23 protein-coding genes and 2 pseudogenes are annotated in these 26,063 nt (G+C 69.2%); 14 read left to right on the top strand and 11 right to left on the bottom strand.

What is annotated here, in order from left to right:
* The first annotated feature begins 101 nt into the window (after positions 1 to 101).
* Together ACIRB1_RS37130 and ACIRB1_RS37125 are read left to right on the top strand one after the other, a co-directional pair.
* Complete coding sequence (locus ACIRB1_RS37130; protein ID WP_352182842.1) at positions 102 to 740, top strand: GPP34 family phosphoprotein; 639 nt, start codon at positions 102 to 104, stop codon at positions 738 to 740.
* Between the two features lie 28 nt (positions 741 to 768).
* Positions 769 to 2,319, top strand: a complete 1,551-nt coding sequence (locus tag ACIRB1_RS37125; RefSeq protein ID WP_403468621.1) for a carboxylesterase/lipase family protein — start codon at positions 769 to 771, stop codon at positions 2,317 to 2,319.
* Positions 2,320 to 2,406: 87 nt separating this feature from the next.
* On the opposite strand, the gene ACIRB1_RS37120 is transcribed toward ACIRB1_RS37125, so the two are convergent.
* Entirely contained in the window at positions 2,407 to 3,330 is a 924-nt protein-coding gene (locus ACIRB1_RS37120) for a helix-turn-helix domain-containing protein (RefSeq protein ID WP_403468620.1), read from the bottom strand.
* A 174-nt stretch (positions 3,331 to 3,504) separates the two neighbouring features.
* On the opposite strand from ACIRB1_RS37120, the gene ACIRB1_RS37115 reads away from it, so the two are divergent.
* From ACIRB1_RS37115 to ACIRB1_RS37090, 6 genes and pseudogenes are all read left to right on the top strand, one after another.
* Complete coding sequence (locus ACIRB1_RS37115; RefSeq protein ID WP_403468619.1) at positions 3,505 to 4,851, top strand: aldehyde dehydrogenase family protein; 1,347 nt, start codon at positions 3,505 to 3,507, stop codon at positions 4,849 to 4,851.
* Positions 4,852 to 5,168: 317 nt separating this feature from the next.
* Positions 5,169 to 6,281: an alkene reductase gene (locus tag ACIRB1_RS37110; protein WP_403468618.1), complete on the top strand. Its 1,113-nt coding sequence runs from the start codon at positions 5,169 to 5,171 to the stop codon at positions 6,279 to 6,281.
* 669 nt (positions 6,282 to 6,950) lie between these two features.
* Positions 6,951 to 8,387: a carboxylesterase family protein gene (locus ACIRB1_RS37105; RefSeq protein ID WP_403468617.1), complete on the top strand. Its 1,437-nt coding sequence runs from the start codon at positions 6,951 to 6,953 to the stop codon at positions 8,385 to 8,387.
* Between the two features lie 58 nt (positions 8,388 to 8,445).
* Complete coding sequence (locus ACIRB1_RS37100; RefSeq protein WP_403468616.1) at positions 8,446 to 9,471, top strand: alcohol dehydrogenase catalytic domain-containing protein; 1,026 nt, start codon at positions 8,446 to 8,448, stop codon at positions 9,469 to 9,471.
* Positions 9,472 to 9,497: 26 nt separating this feature from the next.
* Positions 9,498 to 9,793, top strand: a pseudogene (locus tag ACIRB1_RS37095) (hypothetical protein).
* Entirely contained in the window at positions 9,783 to 9,974 is a 192-nt protein-coding gene (locus ACIRB1_RS37090) for a hypothetical protein (RefSeq protein WP_403468615.1), read from the top strand. Before ACIRB1_RS37095 ends, ACIRB1_RS37090 begins: the two are co-directional and overlap by 11 nt.
* Here ACIRB1_RS37090 and ACIRB1_RS37085 read toward each other — a convergent pair.
* Positions 9,961 to 10,953, bottom strand: a complete 993-nt coding sequence (locus ACIRB1_RS37085; protein ID WP_403468614.1) for an aldo/keto reductase — start codon at positions 10,951 to 10,953, stop codon at positions 9,961 to 9,963. The genes ACIRB1_RS37090 and ACIRB1_RS37085 overlap by 14 nt on opposite strands.
* 124 nt (positions 10,954 to 11,077) lie before the next feature.
* Here ACIRB1_RS37085 and ACIRB1_RS37080 point away from each other — a divergent pair, with 124 nt between their 5' ends.
* Positions 11,078 to 11,695 (top strand): TetR family transcriptional regulator, encoded by a 618-nt coding sequence (locus ACIRB1_RS37080; protein WP_403468613.1) that lies wholly within the window; start codon positions 11,078 to 11,080, stop codon positions 11,693 to 11,695.
* A gap of 181 nt (positions 11,696 to 11,876) precedes the next feature.
* Here the strand turns inward: ACIRB1_RS37080 and ACIRB1_RS37075 are convergent, their stop codons facing one another.
* Both ACIRB1_RS37075 and ACIRB1_RS37070 read right to left on the bottom strand, forming a co-directional pair.
* Complete coding sequence (locus ACIRB1_RS37075; RefSeq protein WP_403468612.1) at positions 11,877 to 12,566, bottom strand: TetR/AcrR family transcriptional regulator; 690 nt, start codon at positions 12,564 to 12,566, stop codon at positions 11,877 to 11,879.
* Positions 12,567 to 12,781: 215 nt separating this feature from the next.
* Positions 12,782 to 13,402, bottom strand: a complete 621-nt coding sequence (locus ACIRB1_RS37070; protein WP_403468611.1) for a dihydrofolate reductase family protein — start codon at positions 13,400 to 13,402, stop codon at positions 12,782 to 12,784.
* Positions 13,403 to 13,476: 74 nt separating this feature from the next.
* Between ACIRB1_RS37070 and ACIRB1_RS37065 the strand changes: the two genes are divergently transcribed.
* Positions 13,477 to 13,725 carry a LysR family transcriptional regulator gene (locus ACIRB1_RS37065; protein ID WP_403468610.1) on the top strand — a complete coding sequence of 83 codons (249 nt, stop codon included), beginning with the start codon at positions 13,477 to 13,479 and terminating at the stop codon, positions 13,723 to 13,725.
* 180 nt (positions 13,726 to 13,905) lie between these two features.
* On the opposite strand, the gene ACIRB1_RS37060 is transcribed toward ACIRB1_RS37065, so the two are convergent.
* From ACIRB1_RS37060 to ACIRB1_RS37040, 5 genes are all read right to left on the bottom strand, one after another.
* The gene (locus ACIRB1_RS37060) at positions 13,906 to 14,664 is read right to left on the bottom strand and encodes an SDR family oxidoreductase (protein ID WP_403468609.1); all 759 of its coding nucleotides are present in this window, start codon (positions 14,662 to 14,664) and stop codon (positions 13,906 to 13,908) included.
* Positions 14,661 to 15,449 carry an enoyl-CoA hydratase/isomerase family protein gene (locus ACIRB1_RS37055; RefSeq protein ID WP_403468608.1) on the bottom strand — a complete coding sequence of 263 codons (789 nt, stop codon included), beginning with the start codon at positions 15,447 to 15,449 and terminating at the stop codon, positions 14,661 to 14,663. The genes ACIRB1_RS37060 and ACIRB1_RS37055 overlap by 4 nt, the downstream gene beginning before the upstream one ends.
* Positions 15,446 to 17,122, bottom strand: a complete 1,677-nt coding sequence (locus ACIRB1_RS37050) for an AMP-binding protein (RefSeq protein ID WP_403468607.1) — start codon at positions 17,120 to 17,122, stop codon at positions 15,446 to 15,448. Before ACIRB1_RS37050 ends, ACIRB1_RS37055 begins: the two co-directional genes overlap by 4 nt.
* Positions 17,119 to 18,864 carry a CocE/NonD family hydrolase gene (locus ACIRB1_RS37045; RefSeq protein ID WP_403468606.1) on the bottom strand — a complete coding sequence of 582 codons (1,746 nt, stop codon included), beginning with the start codon at positions 18,862 to 18,864 and terminating at the stop codon, positions 17,119 to 17,121. Before ACIRB1_RS37045 ends, ACIRB1_RS37050 begins: the two co-directional genes overlap by 4 nt.
* A gap of 446 nt (positions 18,865 to 19,310) precedes the next feature.
* Positions 19,311 to 20,255, bottom strand: coding sequence for a helix-turn-helix domain-containing protein (locus tag ACIRB1_RS37040; RefSeq protein ID WP_403468605.1), 945 nt, complete (start codon positions 20,253 to 20,255; stop codon positions 19,311 to 19,313).
* Positions 20,256 to 20,383: 128 nt separating this feature from the next.
* Between ACIRB1_RS37040 and ACIRB1_RS37035 the strand changes: the two genes are divergently transcribed.
* Both ACIRB1_RS37035 and ACIRB1_RS37030 read left to right on the top strand, forming a co-directional pair.
* Complete coding sequence (locus ACIRB1_RS37035) at positions 20,384 to 20,779, top strand: MmcQ/YjbR family DNA-binding protein (protein ID WP_403468604.1); 396 nt, start codon at positions 20,384 to 20,386, stop codon at positions 20,777 to 20,779.
* A gap of 171 nt (positions 20,780 to 20,950) precedes the next feature.
* Positions 20,951 to 21,334 carry a VOC family protein gene (locus ACIRB1_RS37030; RefSeq protein WP_403468603.1) on the top strand — a complete coding sequence of 128 codons (384 nt, stop codon included), beginning with the start codon at positions 20,951 to 20,953 and terminating at the stop codon, positions 21,332 to 21,334.
* A 275-nt stretch (positions 21,335 to 21,609) separates the two neighbouring features.
* Here ACIRB1_RS37030 and ACIRB1_RS37025 read toward each other — a convergent pair.
* Positions 21,610 to 22,802: pseudogene (locus tag ACIRB1_RS37025) on the bottom strand (PP2C family protein-serine/threonine phosphatase).
* 732 nt (positions 22,803 to 23,534) lie between these two features.
* Between ACIRB1_RS37025 and ACIRB1_RS37020 the strand changes: the two are divergent.
* Complete coding sequence (locus tag ACIRB1_RS37020; protein WP_403468602.1) at positions 23,535 to 24,209, top strand: hypothetical protein; 675 nt, start codon at positions 23,535 to 23,537, stop codon at positions 24,207 to 24,209.
* Entirely contained in the window at positions 24,206 to 25,057 is an 852-nt protein-coding gene (locus ACIRB1_RS37015; protein WP_403468601.1) for a hypothetical protein, read from the top strand. Before ACIRB1_RS37020 ends, ACIRB1_RS37015 begins: the two co-directional genes overlap by 4 nt.
* A 614-nt stretch (positions 25,058 to 25,671) precedes the next feature.
* Here ACIRB1_RS37015 and ACIRB1_RS37010 read toward each other — a convergent pair.
* Positions 25,672 to 26,043 (bottom strand): MerR family transcriptional regulator, encoded by a 372-nt coding sequence (locus ACIRB1_RS37010; protein ID WP_352182821.1) that lies wholly within the window; start codon positions 26,041 to 26,043, stop codon positions 25,672 to 25,674.
* Between the last annotated feature and the right edge of the window lie 20 nt (positions 26,044 to 26,063).

Below are 26,063 nucleotides of genomic sequence, written 5' to 3'. Positions count from 1 at the left end.
TCCTCAAGGAGGAGACAAGGCCGCGGTCCTCCCCCGCTCCCAACGGGGTGCCGTTCCTGTGGCCGATCCGGCGCCGGGGCGTACCGCCCTAATGTCGAGATGTGATCGACGACCTGCCCTGCCTCATGTACCTGCTCGCCCACGACGACGCGTCCGAGGGCCCCTACGACCGTTCCCGCACCGGGTTCCTGGTGCGGGCCGCCGCCCTCATCGACCTAGCGTCGCGCGGCCGGCTGGAGGAGCGCGACGGGACGGTCACCGTGTCCGGCACGGAACCGACCGGCGATCCCGTCCTGGACGGTGTGCTGCGCGACGCCGCAGCCGGGCACAGCTGGAAGCATCTCGTGCGCCGCCACCGCAGGCCGACCCTGACGGAGGTGGAGAACCGGCTCGTCGCCGCGCGGCTGCTCACCCCGAACGCGCGCCGCACTCCTTTCGGCACCCGCAGGCTGGCGGTGACTGACCGTGCCGTGACGGCCGTGGTACGCGCTCGGGTGTCCGCGGCGCTGTGCGGGGACGGCCCGGTCAGGGACATCCCGGCGGCTGACGCCGCGTTGCTGGCGCTCGCCGCGGCGGGCGGTATCCGCTCGGTCGTCTCCCGTCAGGACGGCAGGACCTACCGGGCCCGTATCGACGCCTGCACGCGCTCGCTCGCCGCCCTCGCACCGGGCCTGGAGAAGGCCGTACGAACGCTGCCGATGACCATGGTCGCCGCCCGGGGCGGCATGGGCGGCGGCTGACCCAACACCGAACGGGGAGTGGAAGACCATGCGCACACACCGCGTCCTGACCACCCTGGGCTGCGCCCTGAGCGCCGTACTGGCGACAGCCTGGACCACCACCACGCCGACGCCCAGGCCCGCCACAGAGGTACGCACCGATGCCGGGGTCGTGCGGGGGAACTCGCGCGACGGCTATCGCACCTTCGAGGGCATCCCGTACGCGGCGCCCCCGAAGGGTGACCTGCGCTGGGCGCCGCCCCGTCCCGCCGCTCCCTGGCGCGGGGTGCGGGACGCGACGCGGCCCGCGAGTGCCTGCCCGCAAACGGCCGGAGAGGTGCCCGGCGGCAGCACCGACGAGGACTGCCTCCATCTGAACGTCACCGCACCCGACGGCGCGGAATCCGCACACCCCCGGCCGGTGATCGTGTGGCTGCACGGCGGCGGCTTCACCACCGGGGCGGGGAGCTCCTACGACGCCCACCGCATGGCGATCCGGGGAGACGTCGTGGTCGTCACCGTCAACTACCGTCTCGGCGCCCTCGGTTTCCTCGCGCACGACAGCCTGCCCGGCTCCGGTACGTTCGGACTGGCCGACCAGCAGGCCGCACTGCGCTGGGTCCGCGCCGAGATCGGGGCCTTCGGCGGCGACGCGCACAATGTGACACTGGCTGGTGAGTCGGCGGGCGGTTACAGCGTCTGCGCCCAGCTCGCCTCCCCCGCCGCCCAGGGCCTTTTCGACCGCGCGATCATCGAGAGCGGCCCCTGCACCGGCACCTCCGATCACCCGTTCGCCCCGTCCTCCGCTCCCCTGGCCACGGCGCGCGCCGCAGGCAAGGACCTGGCGGCGAAGGTCGGCTGCGCCGCTCCCCGCGATGCCCTCCCCTGCCTTCGGCGCGTCGCCGTCCCGCGCCTGCTCGCGGCCCAGGCCACCGATCAACAGCCTGCCTACGACACACAACTGCTGCCCGACGACCCCGCAGCGGCGATCGCCGCCGGCCGCTACCACCACGTCCCCGTCCTCATCGGCAACAACCACGACGAGGGCAACGGCTGGGCCGCCGGGATCATCCAGGCCGGCAACCCGGTCACCACCGAGACCTGGCCCGACGTCGTGTCGGCCTTCTTTCCCGCCCCTGGCCAGGCCGAGGCGATCGTCCGCGCATATCCGGTGCACGGCAGCGACGGAGGCCCGGTCTTCGGCGCCGTCATCGGCGACGCGGACTTCGCCTGCCCGACGGCACGCACCCGCACCCTGCTGGCGGCCCAAGTACCCACCTGGCGCTACGAGTTCGCCGACGAGCAGGCCCCACCGCCCATCCCCGGCACACCACCGTTCCCGCTCGGCGCGCCCCACGCCAGCGAGCTGCCGTACCTGTTCGACCTGGGTGGCCGCCCTCGCGACCTGACCGCGGCACAGCACCGGCTGGCCGACACCATGATCGACTACTGGACCCGTTTCGCCCGGACCGGCAGTCCCAACGGCCCGTCGTCCCCGCACTGGTCCCGGCGGACGGTGCAGTCCCTGGCGCCGGACCGCATCGCCCCTACCCGCACGGCGGAGCTTCGCCACCGCTGCGCGTTCTGGAACACCCTCTGACTAACCCGGGCTCCCGGTGCGGAGGCCACGGCACGCTCATGGACGCCGGCCCCGGCGCACGGCCAACTACCCATGATCAGCTGGTCGTCAGGTCGTGCGTGCCGACGGCATTCCGGCGCCCGCCCTTGTCGCGTCGGTGCCCCAGCTGGCCAGCAGTCGTAGTGCCTCCGCGGACGGGGAACCGGGTTCGGCGTGGTACGTCAGCAGCATCTGTTCGTGGTCGTCGGCCAGGTGGAACGACTCGACGTGGAGGTCGAGTTCGCCGACCAGCGGGTGGTGCAGGCGCTGGGAGCCGTGGCACTTGTCCTTGACGTCGTGGGCGGCCCACAGCCGCCGGAAGTACTCGCTCTTCACGGAGAGTTCGCCCACCAGCGCGGACAGCCGGGGGTCGTTGGGATGGGAGCCGGCGTCCATGCGCAGCTGGGAGACGACGTCGTTCGCCTTCTGCTCCCAGTCCACGAACAGGTCGCGGTACTCGGGCCTGAGGAACACCAGCCGCGCCCAGTTCCGCTCGTGCGCGGGCAGCTCGGCCCAGTCGCCGAAGACCGCCGCGGCCATCCGGTTCCAGGCGAGGATGTCCGAGCGCCGCCCCACCAGGATCGCCGGACCGCCGTCCATGGTGTCCAGTAGCGTCCGCAGGGGGCCTCGCACGTGCTGGGTGCGGCCGGCCGGCTTCTTCTTCTGCCGTGTCGGCTTGGCCAGGTGTGTGAGGTGGGCGTGCTCCGCGTCGCTCAGCCTGAGCGCGCGGGCGATGGCATCGAGGACCTCCGCCGACACGTGCCGCCCATTGCCCTGCTCCAGGCGCGTGTAGTACCCCACCGACAACCCGGCCAGCTGCGCCAGCTCCTCGCGGCGGAGCCCCGGCACCCGCCGGTACCGTCCGAAGTCCGGCAGGCCCACGTCCTCCGGCTTCAGCCGGGCCCTGCGGGTGCGCAGGAACTCGCTGAGCTCGGCACGCGGGTCCAGAGCGCCGTCGGCGGGCTCGTGCACCGGTTCGGGGTATTCGTCCATGCCTTCGAGTATCCACGGTCGGACGCCGACCAGCCTGCACCAACCAGGGGTAGGCACAGCGGATGTACACAAAGCCGTGACCTGGGTGAATGCCGGATGGTCCAGCACGCTGGGAACCGTTCCCGGCTGGAAGGCAGCCGGGGCGTGGCTTTCATCAGGAACGGAGCACACCCCATGACCGCAACGCAGGGGATCGAATCGAGGACGCGCCAGAGCGAAACGGCCGCGGAGGTGGTCGGCCGCCTTCGTGCGACGTTCAACACCGGCGTCACCCGCGGACTGGACTGGCGCGTCAGCCAGCTGCAACGGCTGCGCGCGCTGCTGGTGGAGAACGAGCAGGAGCTGCTCGAAGCGCTCTGGGCGGATCTGAGGAAGAACTCCGCTGAGGCGAAGATGCAGGAGATCGACTTCACCGTCGCGGACATCGACGAGACGCTGGCGAATCTCGAGAGCTGGCTTGAGCCTCGCCCGGTGGAGGTTCCCGCCTACCTCGGTCCCACGACGACGGCATACACCACGTACGACCCGCTCGGGGTCGTCCTGGTGATCGCTCCGTGGAACTTCTCGCTGCACCTTCTCATCGACCCCATCATCGGCGCACTGGCCGCCGGAAACACGGTGGTGGCCAAGCCGAGCGAGATCTCGGTGCACACATCGGCGGTGGCTTCACACCTTCTGCGACAGTACTTCGACGCCGACGTGCTCACCGTGGTCGAGGGGGGTGCCGAGGAGACCACGGCCCTCCTGGCACAGCGCTTCGACCATATCTTCTACACGGGCAATGGCGCGGTCGGCCGGATCGTCATGGCGGCGGCGGTCAAGCACCTCACCCCGGTCACCCTTGAACTCGGGGGCAAGTCGCCGGTCTTCGTGGCGCCCGACGCCGACGTGGACGAAACCGCGAAGCGACTGGTCGGCGCCAAGTTCGGCAACGCCGGGCAGCAGTGCATAGCCCCGGACTATGTTCTGGCCGATCCTGCCACCGCCGCCGCACTGGTTCCCGCCCTCCGCGCGGCGGTCGAAGCCCAGTACGGCTCCAGCCCGCAGAGCGCGGGCGACTTCGGCCGGATCATCAACGAACGGCACTTCGACCGCCTCACCGGTCTGCTGGACTCCGGCCAGGCGGCGGTGGGAGGCCAGCACGACCGTGACGACCTGTTCATCGCACCGACGGTACTCACCGATGTCGACCCCGCATCCCCGGTCATGCAGGAGGAGATCTTCGGTCCGATCCTCGCCGTCGTCGAAGTCGAAGACCTCGATGCCGCCATCGCCTTCATCAACGAACGCGACAAGCCCCTCGCGCTCTACGCCTTCACCACGTCCGAGGCCACCAAGTCGCGCCTGGTGAACGAGACTTCCTCCGGCGGCGTCGCCTGGGGCCAGCCGGTGATGCAGCTGCTCATGCCCGGTCTGCCCTTCGGCGGCGTCGGAGAAAGCGGCATGGGCCGGTACCACGGCCGGTACTCCCTCGAGACGTTCAGCCACCTCAAGGGTGTCGCGGACGTAGCGCTCGGCTAGCCTCGCGCGTTCGCGAAGCAGGCTGTCCGAGCGACGATCAACCGCCGGAAGCGCCTCGCCGGTGCAGACCAGGATCGCTGAGGTCGCACCCATGGCCTTGTCACCCGGCTGACTGCTGATCGTGCGCAGGGAGCGAACGCCCCTACTCCTTCAGGCAGTTGTGCTTGAACGGCATCGACGCCGACGCCGACGACGGAATGCGAACTCTCACCGCATCCGTGCCTCCACCGAAACAGCGGGCACCCTCTGCGCCGCAAACCTTCATCCCGTCATCCCACCATCCCGTTTCCCTCCGCATTGCAGAAAGAAAGAAACCCATGACTGTCAACATTTCAGAAGCCTCGCCCGTTCCATCACTTTTCTCCCCCATCTCCCTCGGGAAGATCGAGCTCGCCAACCGCATCGTCATGGCACCCCTGACCCGGGTCCGGTCCGGTTCCTCCGGCGTCCCGGGGGATCTGATGGTCGAGTACTACCGGCAGCGGGCGAGCGTCGGAATGATCATCACCGAGGGCACCTACCCCGACCACGCGTCGCAGGGGTACGTCGGTGAGCCGGGCATCGCCACCGACGAGCAGGCGGCCGGCTGGCAGCGGGTGTTCGAGGCGGTGCACGCCGAGGGCGGCCGCATCGTCCTCCAGATCATGCACGCCGGCCGCGGCACCCACCCCGACATCAACGGCGGCCGACGCGTCCTCGCTCCCAGTGCGATCGCCATCGACAACAAGACGTTCACCGAGAAGGGCGAGCAGCCTTACCCCGTACCGGAAGCGATGACCACAGCGGAGATCCGGGCAGCCTTGGAGGACTTCGTCGCCGCGGCCCGCCGGGCCATCGACGCGGGAGCGGACGGCGTGGAAATCCACGGCGCCAACGGCTACCTGCTCCAGGAGTTCCTCTCCCCCGCGGCCAACCAGCGCACCGATGGATACGGCGGCTCGCCGCAGAACCGCGCCCGCTTCGTCGTCGAGGTCGTCACGGCGGTCGCCCAGGCCGTCGGTGCCGAGCGGGTCGGGCTGCGGATCTCGCCGGAGGTCGACCTCGGGGACGTCTTCGAGATTAACCGCGACGACGTCCTGGCCACCTACGGCACCCTGATGGACCAACTGCGCCCGCTGGGCCTGGCCTACCTCTCCGTACTGCACGCCGAGCCGGGTGGCGAGCTGGTACAGGAGTTGCGGCGGCGCTTCGACGGCAAGCTGATCGTCAACACCGGCCCCTTCGGGGGCCAGACCACCCGCGAGCAGGCGCTCCAGCACATCGAGGCCGCCCACGCCGACGCCGTGGTGGTGGGCCGGGCACTCATCGCCAACCCCGACCTGGTCCAGCGCTGGCAGGGCGGCCACCCGGAGAACGAGCCGCGGCCGGAACTGTTCTACGGGCCGGGTGCCGAGGGCTACACCGACTACCCCTTCCTCGAAACGGCGTGAGGCCCACGGTCCCGCCTGTCCATGCGGGAGCCCCCTCGGAGGCGGTTCACGAGGTGCCTAGCACCTGAATCGCCGCTCGTTCACGGCTCCTCAACCGGCCCAGGGCCCTCCACACCGGAGGGCCTTGAGCCATGCCCGCAGTGAACGACGGGCAGAGCGAAACCCCATCCATGACTTCGGCTCCGCAGCAATTCCAGGGCGCAGGCCAGGCACGGACACCGCGGGGGCCACCGTCGTGCGACTGCCTCGCGCACAAGTCAGGTAACCGGGTGTGGCGAGACGCGTTGGGGGGGGGCTGCATCGCCTTCTGCAACCGGCTCGCGTTCCTAGGTGAGGCCGGGAAGGTCACCGCCCGTTGCGGCCGCGTGATCAGCGTGCGTGCTCGGGCTGTGTGCTGCACCGGCTTTCGTAGGAAAGTCAGCGAGCCGAGCCAGGGAACCGCTGACGACAGGGCCTGGTCGCCCTTGTCTGTCCGGCGGCGACGGGCCACGCGGAGAAGAAGAGCATCAGGAAAGTGTCACCTGGTGACCATCGGGTGACCGCTATCCGCCAGGCGATCTACCGAAGTCCAGGGAATGCTGGGAAAGCGTCGCGGCGAGGATCAGCCGCCAACACGCCGGGCCAGACACTGAACCTGAGCCTGAACCGCACCGGAAGGAATCTCACGCCATGACCGCGACCACGCCCAAGGCTCCGATGGCACCAGGGGTGCGGTCCTGGTGGGGAATCCCGTACGCCACCGCCGAGCGGTATCGCCGCCCCGTGATCGCGCAGTTCGATCCGGACCGACCCTATGACCGCAAGGGCGTCGTCTCTGTCCAGCCCGACAGCGGTGACTGGCTCGAAGCGGACAGCGGGATGGGCGAGGACTGCCTGAACCTGAACGTCTGGGCACCCGAGCAGCCGGCCGGCAACGCGCTGCCGGTGGCCGTGTACATCCATGGCGGCGGATTCGAGTACGGCGCCAACACACAGATCACCTCGAACGCCTCCGGCCTCGCCGCGTCGGGCCGCGTGGTGGGCGTATCCATCAACTACCGGCTCGGCGCACTGGGCGCGGTCTCGCTCTCGCAGTACGGCGGGCGACTCGCAGAGGCGAGCAACCTCTGCCTTCAGGACGTCATCGCCGCGCTCACCTGGATCAAGCAGAACATCGCCCACTTCGGCGGCGACCCCGACAACGTCACCGTCTACGGCCACAGCGGCGGAGCCTACTCCACCTTCGGGCTGCTCGGGGCCTCCTCCGCCAACGGTCTGTACCGTCGGCTGGCCGGGTTCTCCGCCGGGCCCTCGCGTCTCCAGCCGGCCTGGTGGGCCGAGGAACTCGCCCACCTGTTCGTCACCGAACTCGGTGTCGCGGACAACCCCGACAAGCTGATCGAACTCGATGCGGCCTCCCTCGTGGCCGCCCTGCACAAGGTCACCCCGACGGACCTCGGAGTCCGTGGCGGGATGGACAGCAAGAGCCTCGGCGTCGTCCTGGACACCGGACAGCCCGGCGCGGTACTGCACGCCCACCCCATGGACGAACTCGCCTCGGGCGCACACCGTGATGTCGACGTGCTGCTGAGCATGGCCAGCGACGACATGGGCTGGTGGGTGGCGAACGACCTCGACCGGTTCGACCCGCACACCGTCGACCGCATCGTCGACGAGATCGCGGGGTGGCGCATTCCCCGCTCCCGCGCCAAGAGGATCGTCGACGTCTACGACCAGGACGGGCGCACCCCTGCCGAGGTCCGCGCCGCCCTCCTGACGGACTACATTTTCGGGCTCCCCGCCGCTCGCGGCGCTCTGGCCCATGCCGCCGCGGGCGGCGACGCTCATCTCCTTCTGATCGGGCCCGCCGAGGGTGCGCCCGCCGTGCACGGCACCGAGATGTACGCCTTGGTCGGCCAGGAACAGCCGGGCCGCAGCCCCGAACAGGCCGAGCGTGACACGCGTATCCGCGACATCGTCCTCGACTTCGTCACGGGCGAGCACACTCGCCTGTGGCCCGCCGTCACGGACCGGCCCACCTCGGAGAGCGTCGGCAACCCTCCCTACGAGGCCACAACCCACTACCAGCAGGCCCTCGACCTGTGGGAGGGCATCGACCGCCCCTGACGATCGGCGGGCAATCCGGCACAGCGCACCACGGGCCGAACAGAGTAAGGAACTCGACATGAGCCAACCGACAGCGGCAGGCGGTGACACCGCACCCGGGACGATGCGGGCCGTTGTCGTCACCCGGCCCGGCGGCCTCGACGCACTGGAGATCCAGGATGTGCCGATGCCCGTCCGCAAGCCCGGCTGGGTGCGGATCAGGGTGAGGGCGTTCGGCGTCAACGAGTCCGAGGTCACCACCCGCAAGGGCGAGTCGGACGCGGAGGTCACCTACCCGCGTGTTCCCGGCATCGAGGGTGTCGGCGTGGTCGATGAGGCCGACGAGAACAGTTCGCTGCGGCCGGGACAGCAGGTGGCCACGATGATGGGCGGCATGGGTCGCGCCTATGACGGCGCGTACGCCCAATACGTCACCGTCCCCGCGACCCAGGTCATCCCGTTTGAGACCGATCTGCCGTGGGAGGTCGTCGGCGCGCTTCCGGAGATGTTCCAGACTGCCTACGGATCGCTGACCACCGGCCTGGACCTCAAGGCCGGGCAGACGCTGCTGATCCGCGGCGGGACCTCCACGGTCGGGCTGAGCGCGGCCACGATCGCGAAGGACCTCGGAGCAACTGTACTGTCCACCACCCGCAGCCCGGAAAGGGCCGGGGAACTGCGAGCCGCGGGCGTCGACCATCCCCTCGTCGACAGCGGCACGATCGCCGACCAGGTGCGCGAGCTGATGCCGGAGGGCGTCGACGCCGTACTGGAACTGGTCGGCTGCTCGGTCCTTGCCGACACCCTCAACGCCGTCCGCCGGCACGGCACGGTCTGCTTCACCGGAGCCCTGGCGGGCCAGTGGACGATCCCCGATTTCAGCCCGTTCATGATCCCGAGCGGGGTGCGGCTGACGTCCTACGGCGGTCAGGCCTCCGACCTGCCGGCCGACGTCTTCGCCCACCAGCTCCAGGCCATCGCCGCAGGGCGCCTCAAAGTCCCGGTCGCGAAGGTCTACCACGGCCTGGAACAGGTCCGTGACGCCCAGGCCGACGTCGAGTCCGGCACCACGCCGGGCAAGCACGTCATCGTCCTGGACGACTGAGAACAGATCGCGGACGCGACAAGGCGATGCGCGGCTGCGACCCGGACGCCGCCCTGTACTGGCTGGCGCGACTGATGGAGGGCGGCGAGGACCCGTTGTTCATCGCCCGCCGACTGCTGCGCTTCGCAGGCGAGGACGTGGGTTGGCCGACCCGCGCGCCTCCCAGCAGGCCCTTGCCGCCTGGGACATGTACGAGCGGCTCGGCTCGCCCGAGGGGGAACTCGCCGTCGCCCAGGCCATCGTCTACCTGGCCCGCCCCGAAGTACGACGCCGTCTACCGCGGTTTCGGCGCCGGATACTTCCCCGAGGACATGGGCCATGAGAACTACTACCGTCCCACCGAGCACGGCCACGAGGCCGAGGTCGGCCGCCGCCTGAAGCACTGGGCCCGGCTGCGTGCCCAGAGGCGACACCCGGACTCGCGCCGAGCCAGGATCAGCCAGGCCACGGCACCGCGTCCCGACCTGTTCAACGCCTTTGTCGACGCGGTCAGTCCGTGGTGAAGCTGGACAGGACCGCGGCCGGGAGGCGGCTGCCTGCCGAGCCGTGGGGAAGGATCTCTGTGATGCGGGCCAGGTCGGCGGCGGAGAGCTGGATGTCGGCGGCGCCGGCGTTCTCCTCGAGGCGCTTGGTGCTGCGGGTGCCGGGGATGGGCACGACGTCCTCGCCCTGGGCCAGCAGCCAGGCCAGCGCGAGTTGGGCGGTGGTGATGCCCCTGGAGTCGGCCAGATCCTTCAGCTGTTCCGTGGCGTGCAGGTTGTACGTGTAGTTCTCACCCTGCCAGCGCTCGTCCCAGCTGCGCATGTCGTCCGCCGCATACTCGCTCGCGGGCTTGACCTGGCCGGTGAGGAAGCCGCGGCCGAGCGGGGAGTAGGGCACCAGGCCGATGCCGAGTTCCCGCAGGACGGGCAGGATCTTCTCCTCGACCTCCCGCTCGAAGAGCGAGTACTCGTACTGGAGAACGGACACCGGGGTGACGGCGTGGGCGCGACGGATGTACTGGGGGCCGACGTTGCTCAGGCCGAAGTACTTCACCTTGCCTTGGGTGATCAGTTCGCCGACCGCGCCGGCGACTTCCTCGACGGGGATGTCGGGGTCGGAGATGTGCTGGTAGAAGAGGTCGATGTGGTCGCTCTTCAGGTAGCGCAGGCTGTTCTCGGCGACCTTGCGGATGTTCTCCGGGCGGCTGTCGAAGGCGGGGCTGGTCGCCGGGGCGGTCATGTCGAAGCCGAACTTGGTGGCCAGGACCACCTCGTCGCGGAAGTCTTTGACTGCCTCGCCCAGAAGGATCTCGTTGCTGCCGGTACCGGCGCCGTACAACTCGGCCGTGTCGAAGAAGTCGATCCCGAGTTCGTGGGCGCGGCGGATGGTCGCGATGCCCTCGTCGTCGTTCGAGGCGCCGTAGGCCATGGACATGCCCATGGTCCCCAGGCCGAGCGCCGATACGCGTAGGCCCTCAGAGCCCAGATTGCGATGCTGCATGAGTTCACTCCCTTGGCGATTCGCCGGGTTGCCTCACAGAGGTCAAACCGAACTGTTCCGTTTGACTCTATGCGACGATCCCCCAGCCGCCAAACCAAACAGTTCGGTGTTCTATCCTGGAACCGTGATCCAGTCCCGCGACTCCGGCCAGACCGCAGCGCCCGTCGCCCGCGACACCACACGCGAGCGCATCCTCACCGCTGCCATGGAGGAGTTCGCCCGCCACGGCATCGCCGGCGCCCGCGTGGACCGCATCGCCAAGCTCGCCAGAACCAGCAAGGAACGCGTCTACGCCTACTTCCGCAGCAAAGACGCCCTCTATGCCGACGTCTCCGCGCGGGAGTACGTCGTCATCGCCGAGGCCACCCAGTTGGACCCGCGCGACCTCCCTGGCTATGCGGGCCGCCTGTTCGACTACTTTGTCGCCCGTCCAGAACACCATCGCCTGATCGCGTGGGGCCGCCTCGAACTGCCGGGGACCACAGCCGTCGCCGACGATCCCACCCAGGCGGTGATCGCCCGCAAAATCGACCAGCTCCGCGAGGTGCAACAGGCCGGCCAGCTCGACCGGGCCTGGGACCCGGCCGACGTCCTTGCTCTGGTGAACCAGATCGCCATGACCTGGGCGTCGCAACCCGAATTCAGCGAGGCCGCCGCCACACTCGCCGCGGACCCCACCACTGCCGCCCGCCGCGCCGCAGTGGTGACAGCTGTCGAGCAGCTTTTCCCTCGAGCACGCTGAAGGTCACCTGAGAGGGACACGCGCGGAGCTACACCTGCTGACAATCGCACCTCTGACATGGCCAACGCGGGACATGCCCGGCGCGCTGACAAGCACGGCCTGTAGGGGTTGCGCCGTGGCCAACAGGCGCGCAGCACTGCACCAGGCCACCGTGGATCTGGTGCATCACTTCCGCCGGGCTCTACCTCGGTGTCGAAACCTGATCCCCGAGGGAGTCGACAGCGGTGGAGGGAGTTTCGGATGTGCCCTGCCCCGAGCTGAGTCCGTCCAGCAGGAGATCGCCGAGTTCGGAGAATGCGTCGCCGGCGGTCAGCCCGGTCCTCTCCAGAAGGACCCCCGACTGGACCGCGTCGATGGTGACCGCTACGACGTGGGCGGCGAAGTGGCCGTTGAGCTCGCGGAAGACGCCGGCCCGCACGCCCTCTTCGATCAGTTCGTGGACCCGGTGTGCCGCGGCGGCAGAGTTCTTGCGGTAGATCTGCGCCGTCGGTTCGTAGCCGACCATGTCGTCGTAGAAGGCGTGGGAGTGGCGGCGCATGGCCGTGCCGACACCGGTGAGGTAGACGCGGATGCGCTGCCTGGGGTCCGGCTCTGCCTGCACAGCCTGTTCGATCTCGGCTGTCGCATCCCGGAAGAAGGTGCGGGTCACCTTCAGTACCAGCTGTTCCTTCGTGGAGGCGAGGCTGTACAGCGTCGCCTTGGAGCACTCGAGCCGTTGGGCGAGCTCGTCCATGGTCACCGCGGTGAAGCCTTCGGCCAGGATGATCGCCTCGGCCTGGAGCAGCAGTTCGTCGCGTCGGCGTGTGTCGACGACCCGCCTGCGCGCTGTTCGGCGCGGGCGTCGGTCACGCGAGTCAGTTTCGGCCGTCACCGTGGCAGTCTCCCATGAGGATCTCCGCCGGAAACGGCGAGTGGTCGTCCGGGCCGGAGAGCCGACCCCTTGCAAATGGGTACCAGCGTACCTCCTAACGTACCCACAGGGGATGCCCCCTGGGGAGGCTCGGACGCCTCGAGTCCGCGGAGTCGGCAGTCGCCTGCCCGCAGGGCGGACAACCGCGAGTGTCATGACGATCTACCGCGAAGAGTTCAGTGCAGGACGCGGTAGACCAGGTGTGTGACCGACTTCGCCGCGCGCGACTCCACCTGCTCTAGCTTCAGCGGCGGGACGCCGTCGAACAGTCGCGTGCCGGCGCCGAGCATGAGCGGGACGACATGCAGCCGGATCTCGTCGATCAGGCCGGCGGCGAGGTACTGGTTGACGGTGGTCGCGCCGCCGTGGATGGAGATGCCCCCGTCCCCCGCCGCCTCGCGTGCACGGTCGAACGCGGCCTGGATCCCGTCCGTGACGAAGTAGAACGTGGTGCCGCCGACCATCGGCTGCGGATCGCGCGGGTGGTGGGTGAGCACGAAGACCGGGCCGTGGTAGGGCGGGTTGTCGCCCCACCACCCCGTCCACGGGCGGTCCCACTCACCACGCACCGGGCCGAACATGTTGCGCCCCATGATGAACGCCTTCGCCGTCATCATTCTGGCGAACTCGGCCGGGTGCTCGTCGGCGCCCTCGCTGTACCAGGCGTGCAGCCGGTCGCCCCAGCCGTCGCCGCCGTCGTCGCCGAACGGGCGCTGCTCGGTCTGGTTGAGCCCTGCGGCGTAGCCGTCGATCGAGAGCGTGAGGTCGCAGGTCACCGTGCCAGTGGTGGTGGTCATGGCTTCAGCATGGAGGAACTGTCGTACGAGGTCTAATGCCAATTTCACCGGACACTCATTGATGTGCTTGATGAATGCTCAACCTCGTCCACCTCAGGGTTCTCGCCGCGGTGGCCCGCCACGGCTCGGTGACCGAGGCGGCGAGGGAACTGCACCACTCCCAACCGTCGGTGAGTCACCACGTGTCCCGCCTGGAACCCGCCAACCAGGTCGGCCTGGAGGCGGGGCGGGTTGGGTTGGCCGCCAACGCGTCCACATTGAGCACCATCGCGCCGACGCGCCCGTCGAGGTTGAGGGGTTCCGCCCGTACACATCGGCGATGACCCGATCTACCTCATCAGCCGGCACCCCGACGACAGCCTCGAGAACCACCGCCACTCCCCCTGGATCGGTGGCTGTACCCGGTGCCAGGCAGAGCTGACCGCCGTGTGCCGGCATCGGCGTCACCACCTCCGGGCCGGCTGTCCCCCTCCTGCGGACCCAGTCGTTCGCGATGCTCGCGGTCACCGGATCGAGGATCCGATGGAGATCCCGCCGTCCACGTCGAGGACGATGCCGGTGATGTAGCCGGCGGCTTCGCTGGCGAGGAAGGCGGCGGCTTCGGCGATGTCCTCGGGGCGGCCGGTGTGCCGCATGGGGATCTTGTCGGTGAGTTTGGCGCGGGCCGGGCCGTTCATGGACGCGAGCATGGGGGTCTCGATGAGGCCGGGGGCGATGGCGTTGGCGGTGATGCCGTGGCGGGCGCCCTCAAGCGCCAGGGTGCGGGTCATGCCGACGATGCCGGCCTTGGCGGCTACGTAGTTGGTCTGGCCGAAGTTCCCGCGCCAGGACATGGAGGAGAAGCTGACGATACGTCCGTAGCGCTGGCGTTTCATGGGGGCGAATGCGGCGCGGGCGCAGTGGAAGGCGCCGGTGAGGCTGACGTCGATGACCGCGTGCCAGTCGTCGTCGGTGATGTCCTCGACGCGGTTGTCGCGGATGATGCCGGCGTTGTTGACCAGCACGTCGAGGCGGCCGAGATCGCCGGTGACGCCGGTGATCCAGTCATTGACCTGGCCGGAGTCGGTCACGTCCACCACGTCCGTGCGGAGTTTCGCGTCGTGGGCGTCGGTGATGGTCCCGGCGGCGTGGGTGAGGGCCTGTTCGTTGACGTCGGCCAGCACGACCGTGGCCCCCTCGGAGGCGAACCGGGTCGCCATGGCGAGGCCGAGGCCTTGTGCGGCTCCGGTGATGGCGACGACGCGTCCCTGGTAGCGATTCACTTCATGTCCGCTTTCGTGGTGTGGGGAGCGAGGAAGTCCCGCAGGGCGTCGGCCACCGCGCTCGCCGGCCAGTTGTCGGCGAAGGTGGCCAGTTCCTCCCGCAGGGCCTGCTCGGGGGCCATGCCGTCGATCCGGTGCAGCAGTGTCTTGAGCCGTTGCTGGGCGGGGCCGCTGCGCTCGGCCAGCTGCTGGCAGATGCGGGTGGCGGTGGCTTCGAGGTCGGCCTCGGGCACGATGGCGTGGATCCAGCCGGTGTTCTCGAAGGCGGGGGCGGGCAGCAGTTCGCCGGTGAGCAGAAGCCATCGCGACAGTCCGCGTCCGACCGCGTGGGGCAGCCGGACGCTCGACCCGCCGGCCGGTACCAGGCGCCGGTTGAGGTGGCCGTCGCCGATGAGCGTGGTGTCGGCGGCGACGACGACATCGCAGGCCAGGGCGAGTTCGAGGCCTCCGGCGACGGCGTGACCGTGCAGGACGGCGACCCAGGGTTTCGGGCTGGCCGCGATGCGGCTGAAGCAGGCAGACACGTCGGCCAGGAAGTCGACCGGGTGGTGGCCGGCGTCGTGCAGTTGGAGGAACTCGTGGAAGTCTCCGCCGGCGCAGAAGCTCGGTCCCTTGCCGGCCACGGCGATGACCGCCGTGTCGGGGTCGGTCTCGGCACTCGTAATCTGCTTGTCCAGTGCTTCTACGAGGGTGACGTCGAGAGCGTTGCGCCGCTCGGGGCGGTTGAGCAACAGCCAACGGACGGGGCCGCGTTGCTCCACGAGCAGGGGTTCTGTGCCGGTCAACGTGGCTCCGGGGTGGTGAGTTCGGTGCGTCGGCGTTTGCGCAGCAGGTAGCGCTGGGTCTTGCCGCTGGGTGTCTTGGGCAGGGCGTCGATGAAGTGGATGGTGCGCGGGTAGGCGTGGGCGGCGTACCGGGTCTTGACCAACTGCTGGAGCTCGGTGGCCAGTTCCGGTGAGCCGTCGTCGCCGTCGCGCAGGACGACGTACGCCTCGATGACCTCGCCGCGGACGTCGTCGGGTGCGCCGATGACGCTGCACTCGGCGACGGCGGGATGCTGGGCGAGCACGCTCTCGATCTCGAACGGGCCGATCCGGTAACCGGCCATGATGATGACGTCGTCGTCGCGGGAGGAGAAGAAGAAGTCCCCGTCGGCGTCGACCCGTCCGGCGTCACCGGTGAGGTACCAGCGGCCGTCGGGCGTGAACTTGGAGCCGCTCTGCCCGGGGATCTGGTAGTCGCGGAAGGTCATCAGCGGGCTCGCCTCGACGTCGATCGCGACCCGGCCGAGCACGCCAGGGCCCGCGGGCACGTCCTCGTCGTCGGCCAGGACGGTGAGACTCCAGCCGGGTACCGGCCGGCCCATGGATCCCGGCTTGAGCGGACGGGCGAGTTCGGGATGGTGGTGGTTGGCCAGGGGCATGCCGAGTTCGGTCTGGCCGAAGTGGTCGTGCACGGCCAGGCCGAGCGCGGCGCCGGCCCACTCGTTGACCTCAGGTGTCAGCGGCTCGCCCGCGCTGGACGCCCGCTTCAGCCGTAGTCCCCTGGGCACCGGTACCGACGAGGAGCGCAGCCCTCGGTACACCGTGGGGGCGGCGGTGAAGTCGGTGACCTGGTGGTCGACGAGGGTGCGCCAGGTCGTCTCGGCGGAGAACCCGCCGGACAGCAGCAAGCTCGGGAGTCCGGCGGCCATCGGGGCGACGATGGCCGCGTACAGGCCGTAGGCCCAGCCGGGGTCGGCGGCGCACCAGTAGCTTCCGTCCCGGGTGACGCCCAGGCCGTACTCCAGGTAGATCTGCCAGCCCGCGATGTAGGAGACGGGGTGGACGACGCCCTTGGGCTTGCCGGTGGTGCCGGAGGTGAACATGTGGACCAAGGGGCCGGCGCCGCTTGTGGTGACGGCGGGCAGCGGCTCGGGTGACGCGGCCTCGACGAGGTCGGTCAGCGACACGTCACTGCGCCGTGTGCCGGTTCCGGTGGCCACGTCACTGTGCCGCGCGCCGGTTCCGGTGACGACGACGCGGCGCCGGGGGTCGTCCGGCATGTCGGGGCCCCGGTCGAGTTTGTGGCGCTGGTCCGGGTCGACGACCACGATGTGCGCTCCCGCGCCTTCCAGGCGCAGGGCGATGGCCTGAGGTGCGAACGCCGTGAACAGCGGGACGTAGACCGCGCCGAGCCGCCAGATCGCCAGGATGACGGTGACCAGGTCGGTGCTCTTGCCCATCAGGGTCGCCACCCTGTCACCCGGACCGACACCGAGTCCCTGGAGCGCCCGCGCCCAGCGGTGGGAGTTGGCGCCCAGTTCGCCGAAGGTCAGCCTGGAAGCCTTGCCGTCGCTGTCGACGACGGTGAACGCCGTGCGGTCGGCGGGGTGTTGGTCGCAGAGCAGTCCAGCCACGTCGAGGGAGGGAGCCGCGAAGGTCGCGGTGAGTTCGGCGACCCGGTCGGCGGCGCTCACGACTGGTCCTTGCGGTCGATGACCGGCAGCACGAGCCGGCTGGGATGGTTCGGCCCGTGATGGATGTGGTTGATCGCGGCGATCATCTGCTCCTCGCCCTCACGGGCGATGACACCGCCGGTGTTGGTGTTGCGGTCGTAGCGGGGGAAGTTGCTGCTGGAGACGTCCAGGCGAATGCGGTGACCGGGGAGGAACACATTGGATGTGGCGGTCATGTCGATGGTGATCTCGTAGACCGTGCCGGGCTCCATCAGTTCCTCCGAGGCCAGACCGCCCCGGTAACGGGCTCGCAGGATCCCGTCGCACAGGTTGATCGCCTTGCCGTCGGGGAAGACGTCGACGAGCTTGGCGGTGAAGTCGGTGTCCACCGCCGACGAGGAGACGAACAGCGTCACACTGACCGGGCCTGTGACCTCGACAGCCTCCTCCAGTACGGGTGTGGCGAAGCACAGGACGTCCTCGCGGGCGGCGACGGTCCGCTGGTCGACCGGGCCGCAGAGTTCCAGCGTCACCGGCATGGACGCTCCGCCGGCCGTGGGAACCGGGCGGCGCGGGTCGTAGAGATAGGTGTCGTGCCCGGCGCCGATCGATGCCTCGGTCGTCAACACGCCGTCGCCACCCGCCGTGTTGGCGTGGCCGGCGCTCGTGAGGTGGAAGTCGGTCCACCTTGTGTCGGGCAGCGGCCACTGCTGTTCATCGCGCCACTGATCGATGCCCATCACGAAGATCTTCACCGGCGCCACGTCGTCCAGAGCGGTGGCGTCGCCGCGCAGCCAGCGGTCGAAGAACTTCACGTGCAGACCGGTCAGACCCAGCATCTGCGCACTGGCCAGCGGACCGAAGGAGCGGTCGGGATAGACGCCGGTCGAGGAGAGGTGATCCCACGGACCGATGATCAGCCGCTGCCCCTCACGGGCCTGCGCACTGCCCGCCTCCTGACGGGCAGTGGTGTACGTGCGCACCGTCTGCCCGATGTAGAGGTCGTACCAGCCGCCAATGTTGAGCGCCGGAACGGTGACGTTCTTGAGCTCGGACGTGAGCTCCATGGCATCCCAGTACCCGTCGTGGGAAGGATGGGCCATCCAGTCGTCCCACCACTTCCCGTACGCCTTCAGGACCGGCACCTCCGCCGTCGGCAGCACTCCGTTCAACTGCTCCGGGAACAGGAACGCCTGACCGAACTGCTGCACCTGGGACGCGGTGTCCTCGCCCGCCGCCAGGGACCGTTGCGCGTCGGCCGCGTACATCATGGCGTTCCACATCGTGACCAGACTCAGTGAGAGCGCACCGCCCGGGCCGTACCAGGGCGCCTCGTAGTTGTCGATCGAGGTGAAGGCCGGTGCGATCGCCCTGAGGGCGGGGGCGCCGGTCGCGGCGGTCTCCCACTGCACCATCCCGAGGTACGACGGCCCGTACATGCCCACCGCGCCGTCCGACCACGGCTGACCGGCGATCCAGGCGACCGTGTCCTCGCCATCGGCCCGATCGGCCATGTGCGGAACGAACTCGCCTTCCGAGCGGTGGGTGCCCCGGCAGTCCTGCACGACCAGCGCGTAACCGGCCTCCAGCAGAGCCAACAGGCTGGGCATGACGTCGTGGCCCAGACCCAGCGCGTCCTTGCCGTACGGCAGGCGCACGAGCAGCGTCGGAGCCGTCCCCTCGGCCGGGCGCCACACGTTTGCGGCGAGGGCCACGCCGTCACGCATCGGGACCCGGACGTCTATCTCGTACAGGTGCTGCATCGATGCTCCTCATTGAGCCGACAGTGGTGCTCCTGAATGTGGGTACGTTAAGAGGTACGTTCGTACCCTGTCAATTACCGCAGTAGGTCGGCGGCCGCCGCACGAGTTCGATGGCGTGGGTCGGTGGACAGAGCGCCCGGCGATGGCATCCGCCTGAAAGCGCCCAGACCGTGAGCAGGCTCCGAGGAGAGGGTGGGCTGCTCACCGGGGAGCGATCGATGCAGTTCCCTTCCGGGTGCGGACGGGTTCCCGCATGGCCATCCGGGCCGGCACCGTCGTGCGGATCGACCGGAGCAGCAAGGTGGGCGCCGACTTGCACTCGCCCTGCGGGCGAAGACCTCAGGTGTCGAACACCGACACTCCCCCAGCGCTCCTAACGGGCCTTCACGCCGATCGCGACGGGAGTCATCGCCTCCGGTGGGCGCCGGGCCTCCGCCGCGTTTCCGTCACGCCTCGGTCCCCGCCGCGCGGGCGGCGTAGGCGGCCGGGGTGAGGCCGGTGCGGTCGCGGAAGAAGCGGCCGAAGTTCGCGGGGTCGGTGAAGCCCAGGTGGACTGCCACCGTCCGGGCGTCCCACCGGGCAGTTCCCAGCAGGCGCCGCGCTTCCAACAGGCGCCGCTCGTCGATGAGTTCGCGTACGCCCTTGCCGGTGGCGTCACGGGCGGCACGGCTGAGGGTACGGACCGAGCAGCCGAGCAGTTCGGCGTAGTCCGCTGCTTGGTGCAGTTCGCGAAAGTGCAGTTCCAGGGCGTCCAGGAAGCGCCGGTATCTGTCGACCCTGTCGGCGTGGCCCGTGCCGGCCGTGGCCGTGCCGACGGGGGCGACGCCCGGGGAGTCGGCCAGGCGCAGCAGCAGCGATTCGAGCAGGCTGCGGCGCAGGGCGTGGTGGATGTCGAGGGGACGGCGCCCCAGTGCGCGGTGTTCGTCCAGGAGCTGGAGTGCCGTCTGCTGGAGCCAGACGGCGTCCTCGGGGGGCGGGCTCAGCACGGCGGGAGCGTCATGCGCGGTGAGCGGGGCCAGGAGGCGGGCGAGGTCGGGCCGCAGCACGCCGGGTTCGAACAGGATGAACGGGCCGCGGGCCGCGCCGGGCGGATGCCAGCACTGCGCGTGCCCGGGACGCACCCACAGCCACTGGCCGGGGGCGACGGTCCGCGTGACGTGGTCGACGTCGTGCCGCAGCTCACCCTCGGTGACGGCGATGAGGTAGTGGAAGGTGGCACGGCCCGGACGGGGTGGGTTCCACGGCCAGTCGTCGTGCTGGGCGAAGAAGTCCTCGACGGTACTCACCTCAAGGCCGTAGGGAGTACCGACCGGGGGCTGGAAATCGTAGATCGGAACCGCAGCTGGCCCGGCCTGTCCGCTCGACGCGGAGTGTCGCTTGTCGACCACCATATGTCCGCAGCCTACCGCTCTTCCTGTCGGCTTCCACGGAAGGATGGGACGTATCACCGCGCCCGCGCGGCACCCCTCCACCTCCTTCAATGCCGCAGTCCGTCACTCCCCGAGAAGGCCCACCACCCATGAATGCATCGACCCTGCACACAACCGCCGCCGACTGTGCGGAGGAACTTCCCGGGGCCCAGCTGGAGCACCCTTTCGGCCCCGACTGGGAGGTCTACAAGGTACGAGGCAAGGTGTTCATGCTGATGACCGAAGTCCCGGGGATACCCGTCGTCATCCTGAAGGCGGACCCCGGCGAGGCCCAGGCCCTGCGGGAGCAGTACAGCCACATCACCCCCGGCTACCACATGAACAAGCGGCACTGGATCACCCTGGAGTACGGGGAAGGTGTCGACAAGGAACTCGTCAGGGAGCTTGTCACCGACTCCTACCGGCTCGTCGTCGCCCACCTGCCCAAGGCCGAGCGACCTGTCGACCCGCACACCTACGGCACCAGCACGCGAACGGCCCGGTGAGCGCGGCCGGTGACCGGCTCCAGGACACCGCCCGACGGGCAGCCCTGACCCACCCCGACAGGCACATCATCACGGTCCAGCGCGAGCCCGGAACCACAACCTGGCGTCCTTCACGCACGGCAACCCCGGGATCATCACGACGTGCCGGGGATCATGAGGCAGGCTGTCGGAATGAGATCTCGAACCGGTGATATGTGGTGGGGAACTGCCATCGAGGCGCCGGACCCCGGCGGCCTGGCGAGGTTTTACGCCGACCTGCTCGATTGGCACGTCGGACACGAGGAACCGGGCACGGCCATCGTCGCCGCCTCCCCGCAAGGACCGTTCTTCGTGTTCCAGCAGACGGACGGCTATCGGGCTCCAGTGTGGCCTCCGGTAGAAGGCGAACAACGCCCCATGATGCACTTCGACTTCCAGGTCGGCGATCTGGATTCGGCGGTCGCCGAGGCGGTGGCTCTCGGCGCCACAGTGGCGGAGTTCCAGCCGCAGGAGAACGTCCAAGTGCTCTTCGACCCGGCCGGACACCCCTTCTGCCTATGCCTGGACGAGGGATGACCAACTCGATCGCACGCCACTCGCTCCACGGCTCTTGAACCTTCCCCCTGATCGGAGAATGCGGACCAGGTCGAGGATGCTCCCGGCGCATCACGCGGTGTCGAGCGCCTGGCCACCCGCGAGGTCGTCGGCTGTGTGATGGCTGATCCGCACCGCAGGGAGTTCCCGCGTCCTCCGCAAGGAAGAGATCGACAGCGGCGTCTGGCTGGACCGGCCGCTGCCCGCGCCGAGGTGCTCGCCTCACCGGAGCTTGAGCCTCCGGCGCGGACGACGGTTCAGGCGTTCGCGTGGCCGCTTTCACTGCGGGGGCCGTGCCAGTCAAGGCACAGGACGGTGGCATCGTCCTTCGGCGGTCGGCCCTCATAGGCGTCGGTGACGGCGGTGACCATCCTGCGTACGACCTCACGCGGATGTTCGGCGGCAGTGGCGCAGAGGAGGCCAGCAAGGTCGACATTTTCGGCCTGGCGTTCATGCATGCCGTCGGTGTAGAGCAAGAGGCGGTCACCGGGGCGAAGATCGAGATCCTGCACCTCATAGGGGCCCTGCTCCACGAAACCGAAGGGCATGTTCACGACTAGGCGCAGTTCCTCGACCGTGCCGTCGCGCAGCCGCAGCGGCCAGGGTGGCCGGCATTGACGAGCTGGGCACCGCTTCCGTCCAGGGCGACGCGCAGCAACTGGCCGGTGGCGAAGGTGCGTCGGCCGTGATCGAGGAGTGCGCGGTGGGTCTGGCGGGCCTGTTCGGCAAGATCCTCTCCGGCCCTGCGGGCACCTCGGGAGGCGTTGACCAGGAGGGTCGCCATCAGCGAAGCATCCACGTCGTGGCCCATGGCGTCGGTGACGGACAGGTGCAGCGTGTCGCTGTCGAGGCTGTAGTCGTAGGTGTCGCCGGCGATGTCCGATGCCGGCACCAGAGCGCCGGCGAGGGTGAATTCGGGAGCTTCGCAGGAGGGAGCCGAGGGCAGGAGCTGGCGCTGGATCTCAGCGGCCAGGCTGACCGCGGTGGTGCGGTTGCCCCAGTGATAGAGGTCGGTGAAGCGGCGGTCGGTGACGATGATGTACGCCAGCGCGTGCGCGGCTTCCTCGACCTGCTCCAGCACCTCCTCGGTGACCTCGGTGAGGAACAGCTCCAGAACACCGATGGCGTCGCCGCGGTTGGTGACCGGGGCCAGCACCCGCTGCCCCTCCGCACCCTGTGGCGCCTGCACCGGCTTCTGGGTCCGCAGGACTTCGTCGTAGACACTGCTGCCGGCCAGAGGGACCTGTTCGGTCTGCTCTTCCTGCTCAGTGACCGACGTGTCGTTGACCCGCAGCAGCCGCCGTCCGACGACGTCGATGAAGAGGAACGACACATAGCGCGCACCGAACCGGTCGCGCAGGTTGTGCGCCACGACGTCCAGAGAGGACACCGGGGCGGCACTCTCCGCCGCCGCCAGAACCTCGGCCAGCCCGATCCGATCCCTCGCCACACCGCCTCCTCACGTCACAGCCCCCGTTTCGCCGACGTGACAGCAGGTGCCCTTGACGACAGGCGACCGGACTTCGCCGACTCCCGCGAGTCATTGTCGCAGGACAATCATTGTCAGAATGCAGAACCTGATCAAAGACGCTCCTGGACCGGTCCGTGACCATATGCCGCGGTACACAACGGTCCTCCGTCCGGCGTGAGCTGCTGAGATCCGCGGACATGCATGGCCCGTCCTCGGATCGCGGCCCGGCGCACGGACGGGTCGTCGTCACTGGTGACCTCGGCGCCTCCTCGACCCGCCGAGTATCGCTCACCGTCGCCCGTTTTACCTCTTCCGTGCAGTACGTATGCTCGGCGAAGCCCAGTCGATGTCATCGCGTCCCTCAAATGTGATTGGCGCCATTCCGGCCGGCACTATCAAGGCGCCGCTCCAGGTGCCCGCGCGCAAGGCGCGATCGGCACGGCTGGCACGGCCGGCACCGGAGAAGCTGGGCTTGCCGTGCAAGATCCCGGTCGTGACGTGAATCCGCGCACGACATGCGGGTGCTCTTCCGGCAGGCGACGGCACCCGTGGTGCAGTGCAGCGCGGTGCCGGGCCAGGGAGCCAAAACCAGTGGTGCGGACCCGGAAACAGCAGGGAAAGTGATCCCGATCGCGGGCCCGATCAGGGTATGGATCACCCATCTCCTCCTAACGGTTGGGGAACGCGTTCGGCGATCGAAGGGGGAAGACGGTGGAGGAACGAATACGCGGACCGATCCGTCGGGTGGGCCAGGCCGCACTGGTCCTGGCTGGTTCCGTAGCGGTGTGTCTGGGCGCCGAGGTAGGCGTCGGCACTCTGCTGCACGTGACGCAGAACGTCTGGCTGGCGCTGCTCCTGTATCCGCTGCTCTATATCCTGGCGCTCGGCGTCCTCCTGACGATGGTGCCGAGCATGGACAAGCCCGAGGGATGGGGCGTCCTGGCGATGATCGTGATGCCGATCAGCGCACTGGCCGTGGTGCACCTGACCTATTCGGGGCTGGACCAGCGGGCGTTGCACGACCGGGGCCAGGAGATACGGGCGACGGTGAGCGACACCTATTGGGTCGACGAAGGGCCGAGCGCGCCCCTGTTGGCAGCCGAATTCAAGGATCTGTCGGGGCGGCCGGTACCCGGCACGATCTACGGGGAGAAGCTGCGGGCCGGCCAGACGGTCACCGTCACCGTGGACCCCAACGGGAAGATCCCGCTGTTCTTGGGCGAGCGCCCGACGGGCTCCGGGAAATTCCTGGCGGCAGGCATCACGGCGGCCGTCCAGATCCTGTTCCTGGGGTGGGCAGCCTTCCGGGGGACCGCAGAGCGGCTGGCCGCCAGGACGCCGGACGAGACCGAGCGAGCCCCCGAGCCCGAGGACTCACCCTCATGACCAACCAGCATCTGCCCGACACAGACCGAGGAGCACTGATCGTCCTCGACATCGACCAACTCGAACTGACCGGCTTCCCCGACGGGGCCGTGTTCAGGATGCTTCATACGGCGGCCGGTCGGCACGGCCACACCCTCGCGATCCCGCAGACCGTGGCGGAGGAACACCTCTCTCACCACCGCGTCGAGGCCCAGCAGTCGACAGAGGGTTCGTCCGAGGAAGCCGTACAACACCGACGTGAAGCTCTGCACACGCGGTTCGCGATCCTCCCGACGCCCGAAGGTGCCGCGGAGGCGGCCTTGGCCCGAGTATCCGACCGCTCCGTCCGGGACACCGTGGTCTGGCTGACTTTGCTCGACGCTTTCGAGGCCTGGGACCGGATGCTCTGGTTCCTCTCCGGCAACCAGGGCTTCGCCGAGGGCTCCGCGCTCCACCCCGGTCTGCGTGCAGAGGCGGGACTGCGTCTGGGCACCGAGAGATCACTTTTCCTGGGTCTCCTGAAGGACGGCATCCTCACGCTGTTGAAGAGCTGGGGCACCCAAGTGCCTTTGAGTGCCCAGGACTTGAACCGTCTGACGCAGTCGGATCCGGTTGTCCGGCAGGTGCGGCCCAGCACAGGCCACCTGACCTTCGACAGTCGGCTCGGACTGACTCGGGCCTACCAGATCGACGACAGACTGTGGGTGCCCGGCCGCATCCGCTGGAAGGTCGGCGGCGAGGAATCCACGTCGTCCGGCTCCTCGTCCCTCGTGACGCGGGTGCTGCTGGAGGTCGCCGTGGAGCCGTTGGTCGTGCGGGGTGTGACGGTGTTGGACGTCAGTGCCGTCGAGCCGAACGTCACTACCTAGCTTGATCTTTATCGTCTGCGGCGTGGTCGCGGAGTGGTCGACATCTTGTTCCGCGCCGTTGTGGTGCCTGTCTTGCGGGGCGTTTGGATGTCGTGGCGTGCGGCGGGGTGGGTCGTGGGGTGGAGCAGGTCCCAGGACCGGGTGGTTGCCGTGCCGTAGAGGCACGGGTCGGTGATGGTGTTGCTGTCCGGGGCGCCCCGAGTGTCGGGCCACCCGAAGGCAAACCCACACCTCCTTGCCGGACGGACGGCCCACGACGTGAGGCTGCCGCCGCGAGGCCGCCCTGCGCGGAACACGTCCGACCGCATCCTCCCGAGCACCTGCCAGCCGCTTGAGCGGTTCGCGCGACGGCCGGGCGGTGAAGGTGACGGCCCGTCTCCAGGTGCCAGACGCAGGGCCTCCAGCGGGGCCGGCCACGAACTGCGACCCAGTTCCAGAGCACAGACGAGCAGCGATTAGGGCCGGCCGGGAACGGGGACGCCTCGGTTGACCCCAAGACTCTCCGGCTCCGCCTGACGCTCGGAGTTCGCGCCTGCCGCGCGGGGCCCTGGACACGGCGCGCCCCTCAGCCCGCCCGGCCGGCCACCTTCATGAACGCTTCGTAGGACGCCTCGTCATGCGGCGATCCGGCGGGCGTCTCGGTCGGCTTGCGCCGCGGAGATCAGGCCGTCGAGCGAGTCGCGGGTGTGGAGCAGTTCCTCGATGTGGGTGGAGAGCCGGTCGCGCTCCTGGGCCATGCGTTCCAGCGCGGATTCGGAGCTCGCGTCGCTGGGTGCGTCGCGACACGGCATCAGTTCCATGATGGTGCGGCTGGACAGCCCGGCCGTGTACAGGCGCTGGATGAAGTTCACCCGCTCGATGTCCTGCTCGGTGAAGCGCCGCTGCCCGCCGCTACTACGGGTGCTGACCAGTAGTTCCTGCTCCTCGTAGTACCGCAGCGAACGGACACTGACTCCGGTCCTGGCCGCGAGTTCACCGATCCGCATCTCACCCTCCCGGCGGTTTC

The sequence above is a fragment of the Streptomyces sp. NPDC096013 genome (assembly GCF_044763565.1).
Taxonomy (GTDB): Bacteria; Actinomycetota; Actinomycetes; order Streptomycetales; family Streptomycetaceae; genus Streptomyces.
Note: the sequence above shows the minus strand (reverse complement) of the source record. Positions and strands in the feature narration are given on the sequence as shown.

Coding starts and splice junctions, on each gene's coding strand:
- ACIRB1_RS37120 (WP_403468620.1), bottom strand. CDS start 3,330: ATGGACGAATACCCCGAACCGGTGCACGAGCCCGCCGACGGCGCTCTG.
- ACIRB1_RS37085 (WP_403468614.1), bottom strand. CDS start 10,953: ATGCAGCATCGCAATCTGGGCTCTGAGGGCCTACGCGTATCGGCGCTC.
- ACIRB1_RS37110 (WP_403468618.1), top strand. CDS start 5,169: ATGACTGTCAACATTTCAGAAGCCTCGCCCGTTCCATCACTTTTCTCC.
- ACIRB1_RS37065 (WP_403468610.1), top strand. CDS start 13,477: ATGCTCAACCTCGTCCACCTCAGGGTTCTCGCCGCGGTGGCCCGCCAC.
- ACIRB1_RS37105 (WP_403468617.1), top strand. CDS start 6,951: ATGACCGCGACCACGCCCAAGGCTCCGATGGCACCAGGGGTGCGGTCC.
- ACIRB1_RS37040 (WP_403468605.1), bottom strand. CDS start 20,255: ATGGTGGTCGACAAGCGACACTCCGCGTCGAGCGGACAGGCCGGGCCA.
- ACIRB1_RS37115 (WP_403468619.1), top strand. CDS start 3,505: ATGACCGCAACGCAGGGGATCGAATCGAGGACGCGCCAGAGCGAAACG.
- ACIRB1_RS37010 (WP_352182821.1), bottom strand. CDS start 26,043: ATGCGGATCGGTGAACTCGCGGCCAGGACCGGAGTCAGTGTCCGTTCG.
- ACIRB1_RS37035 (WP_403468604.1), top strand. CDS start 20,384: ATGAATGCATCGACCCTGCACACAACCGCCGCCGACTGTGCGGAGGAA.
- ACIRB1_RS37125 (WP_403468621.1), top strand. CDS start 769: ATGCGCACACACCGCGTCCTGACCACCCTGGGCTGCGCCCTGAGCGCC.
- ACIRB1_RS37090 (WP_403468615.1), top strand. CDS start 9,783: ATGGGCCATGAGAACTACTACCGTCCCACCGAGCACGGCCACGAGGCC.
- ACIRB1_RS37100 (WP_403468616.1), top strand. CDS start 8,446: ATGAGCCAACCGACAGCGGCAGGCGGTGACACCGCACCCGGGACGATG.
- ACIRB1_RS37015 (WP_403468601.1), top strand. CDS start 24,206: ATGACCAACCAGCATCTGCCCGACACAGACCGAGGAGCACTGATCGTC.
- ACIRB1_RS37045 (WP_403468606.1), bottom strand. CDS start 18,864: ATGCAGCACCTGTACGAGATAGACGTCCGGGTCCCGATGCGTGACGGC.
- ACIRB1_RS37030 (WP_403468603.1), top strand. CDS start 20,951: ATGAGATCTCGAACCGGTGATATGTGGTGGGGAACTGCCATCGAGGCG.
- ACIRB1_RS37070 (WP_403468611.1), bottom strand. CDS start 13,402: ATGACCACCACCACTGGCACGGTGACCTGCGACCTCACGCTCTCGATC.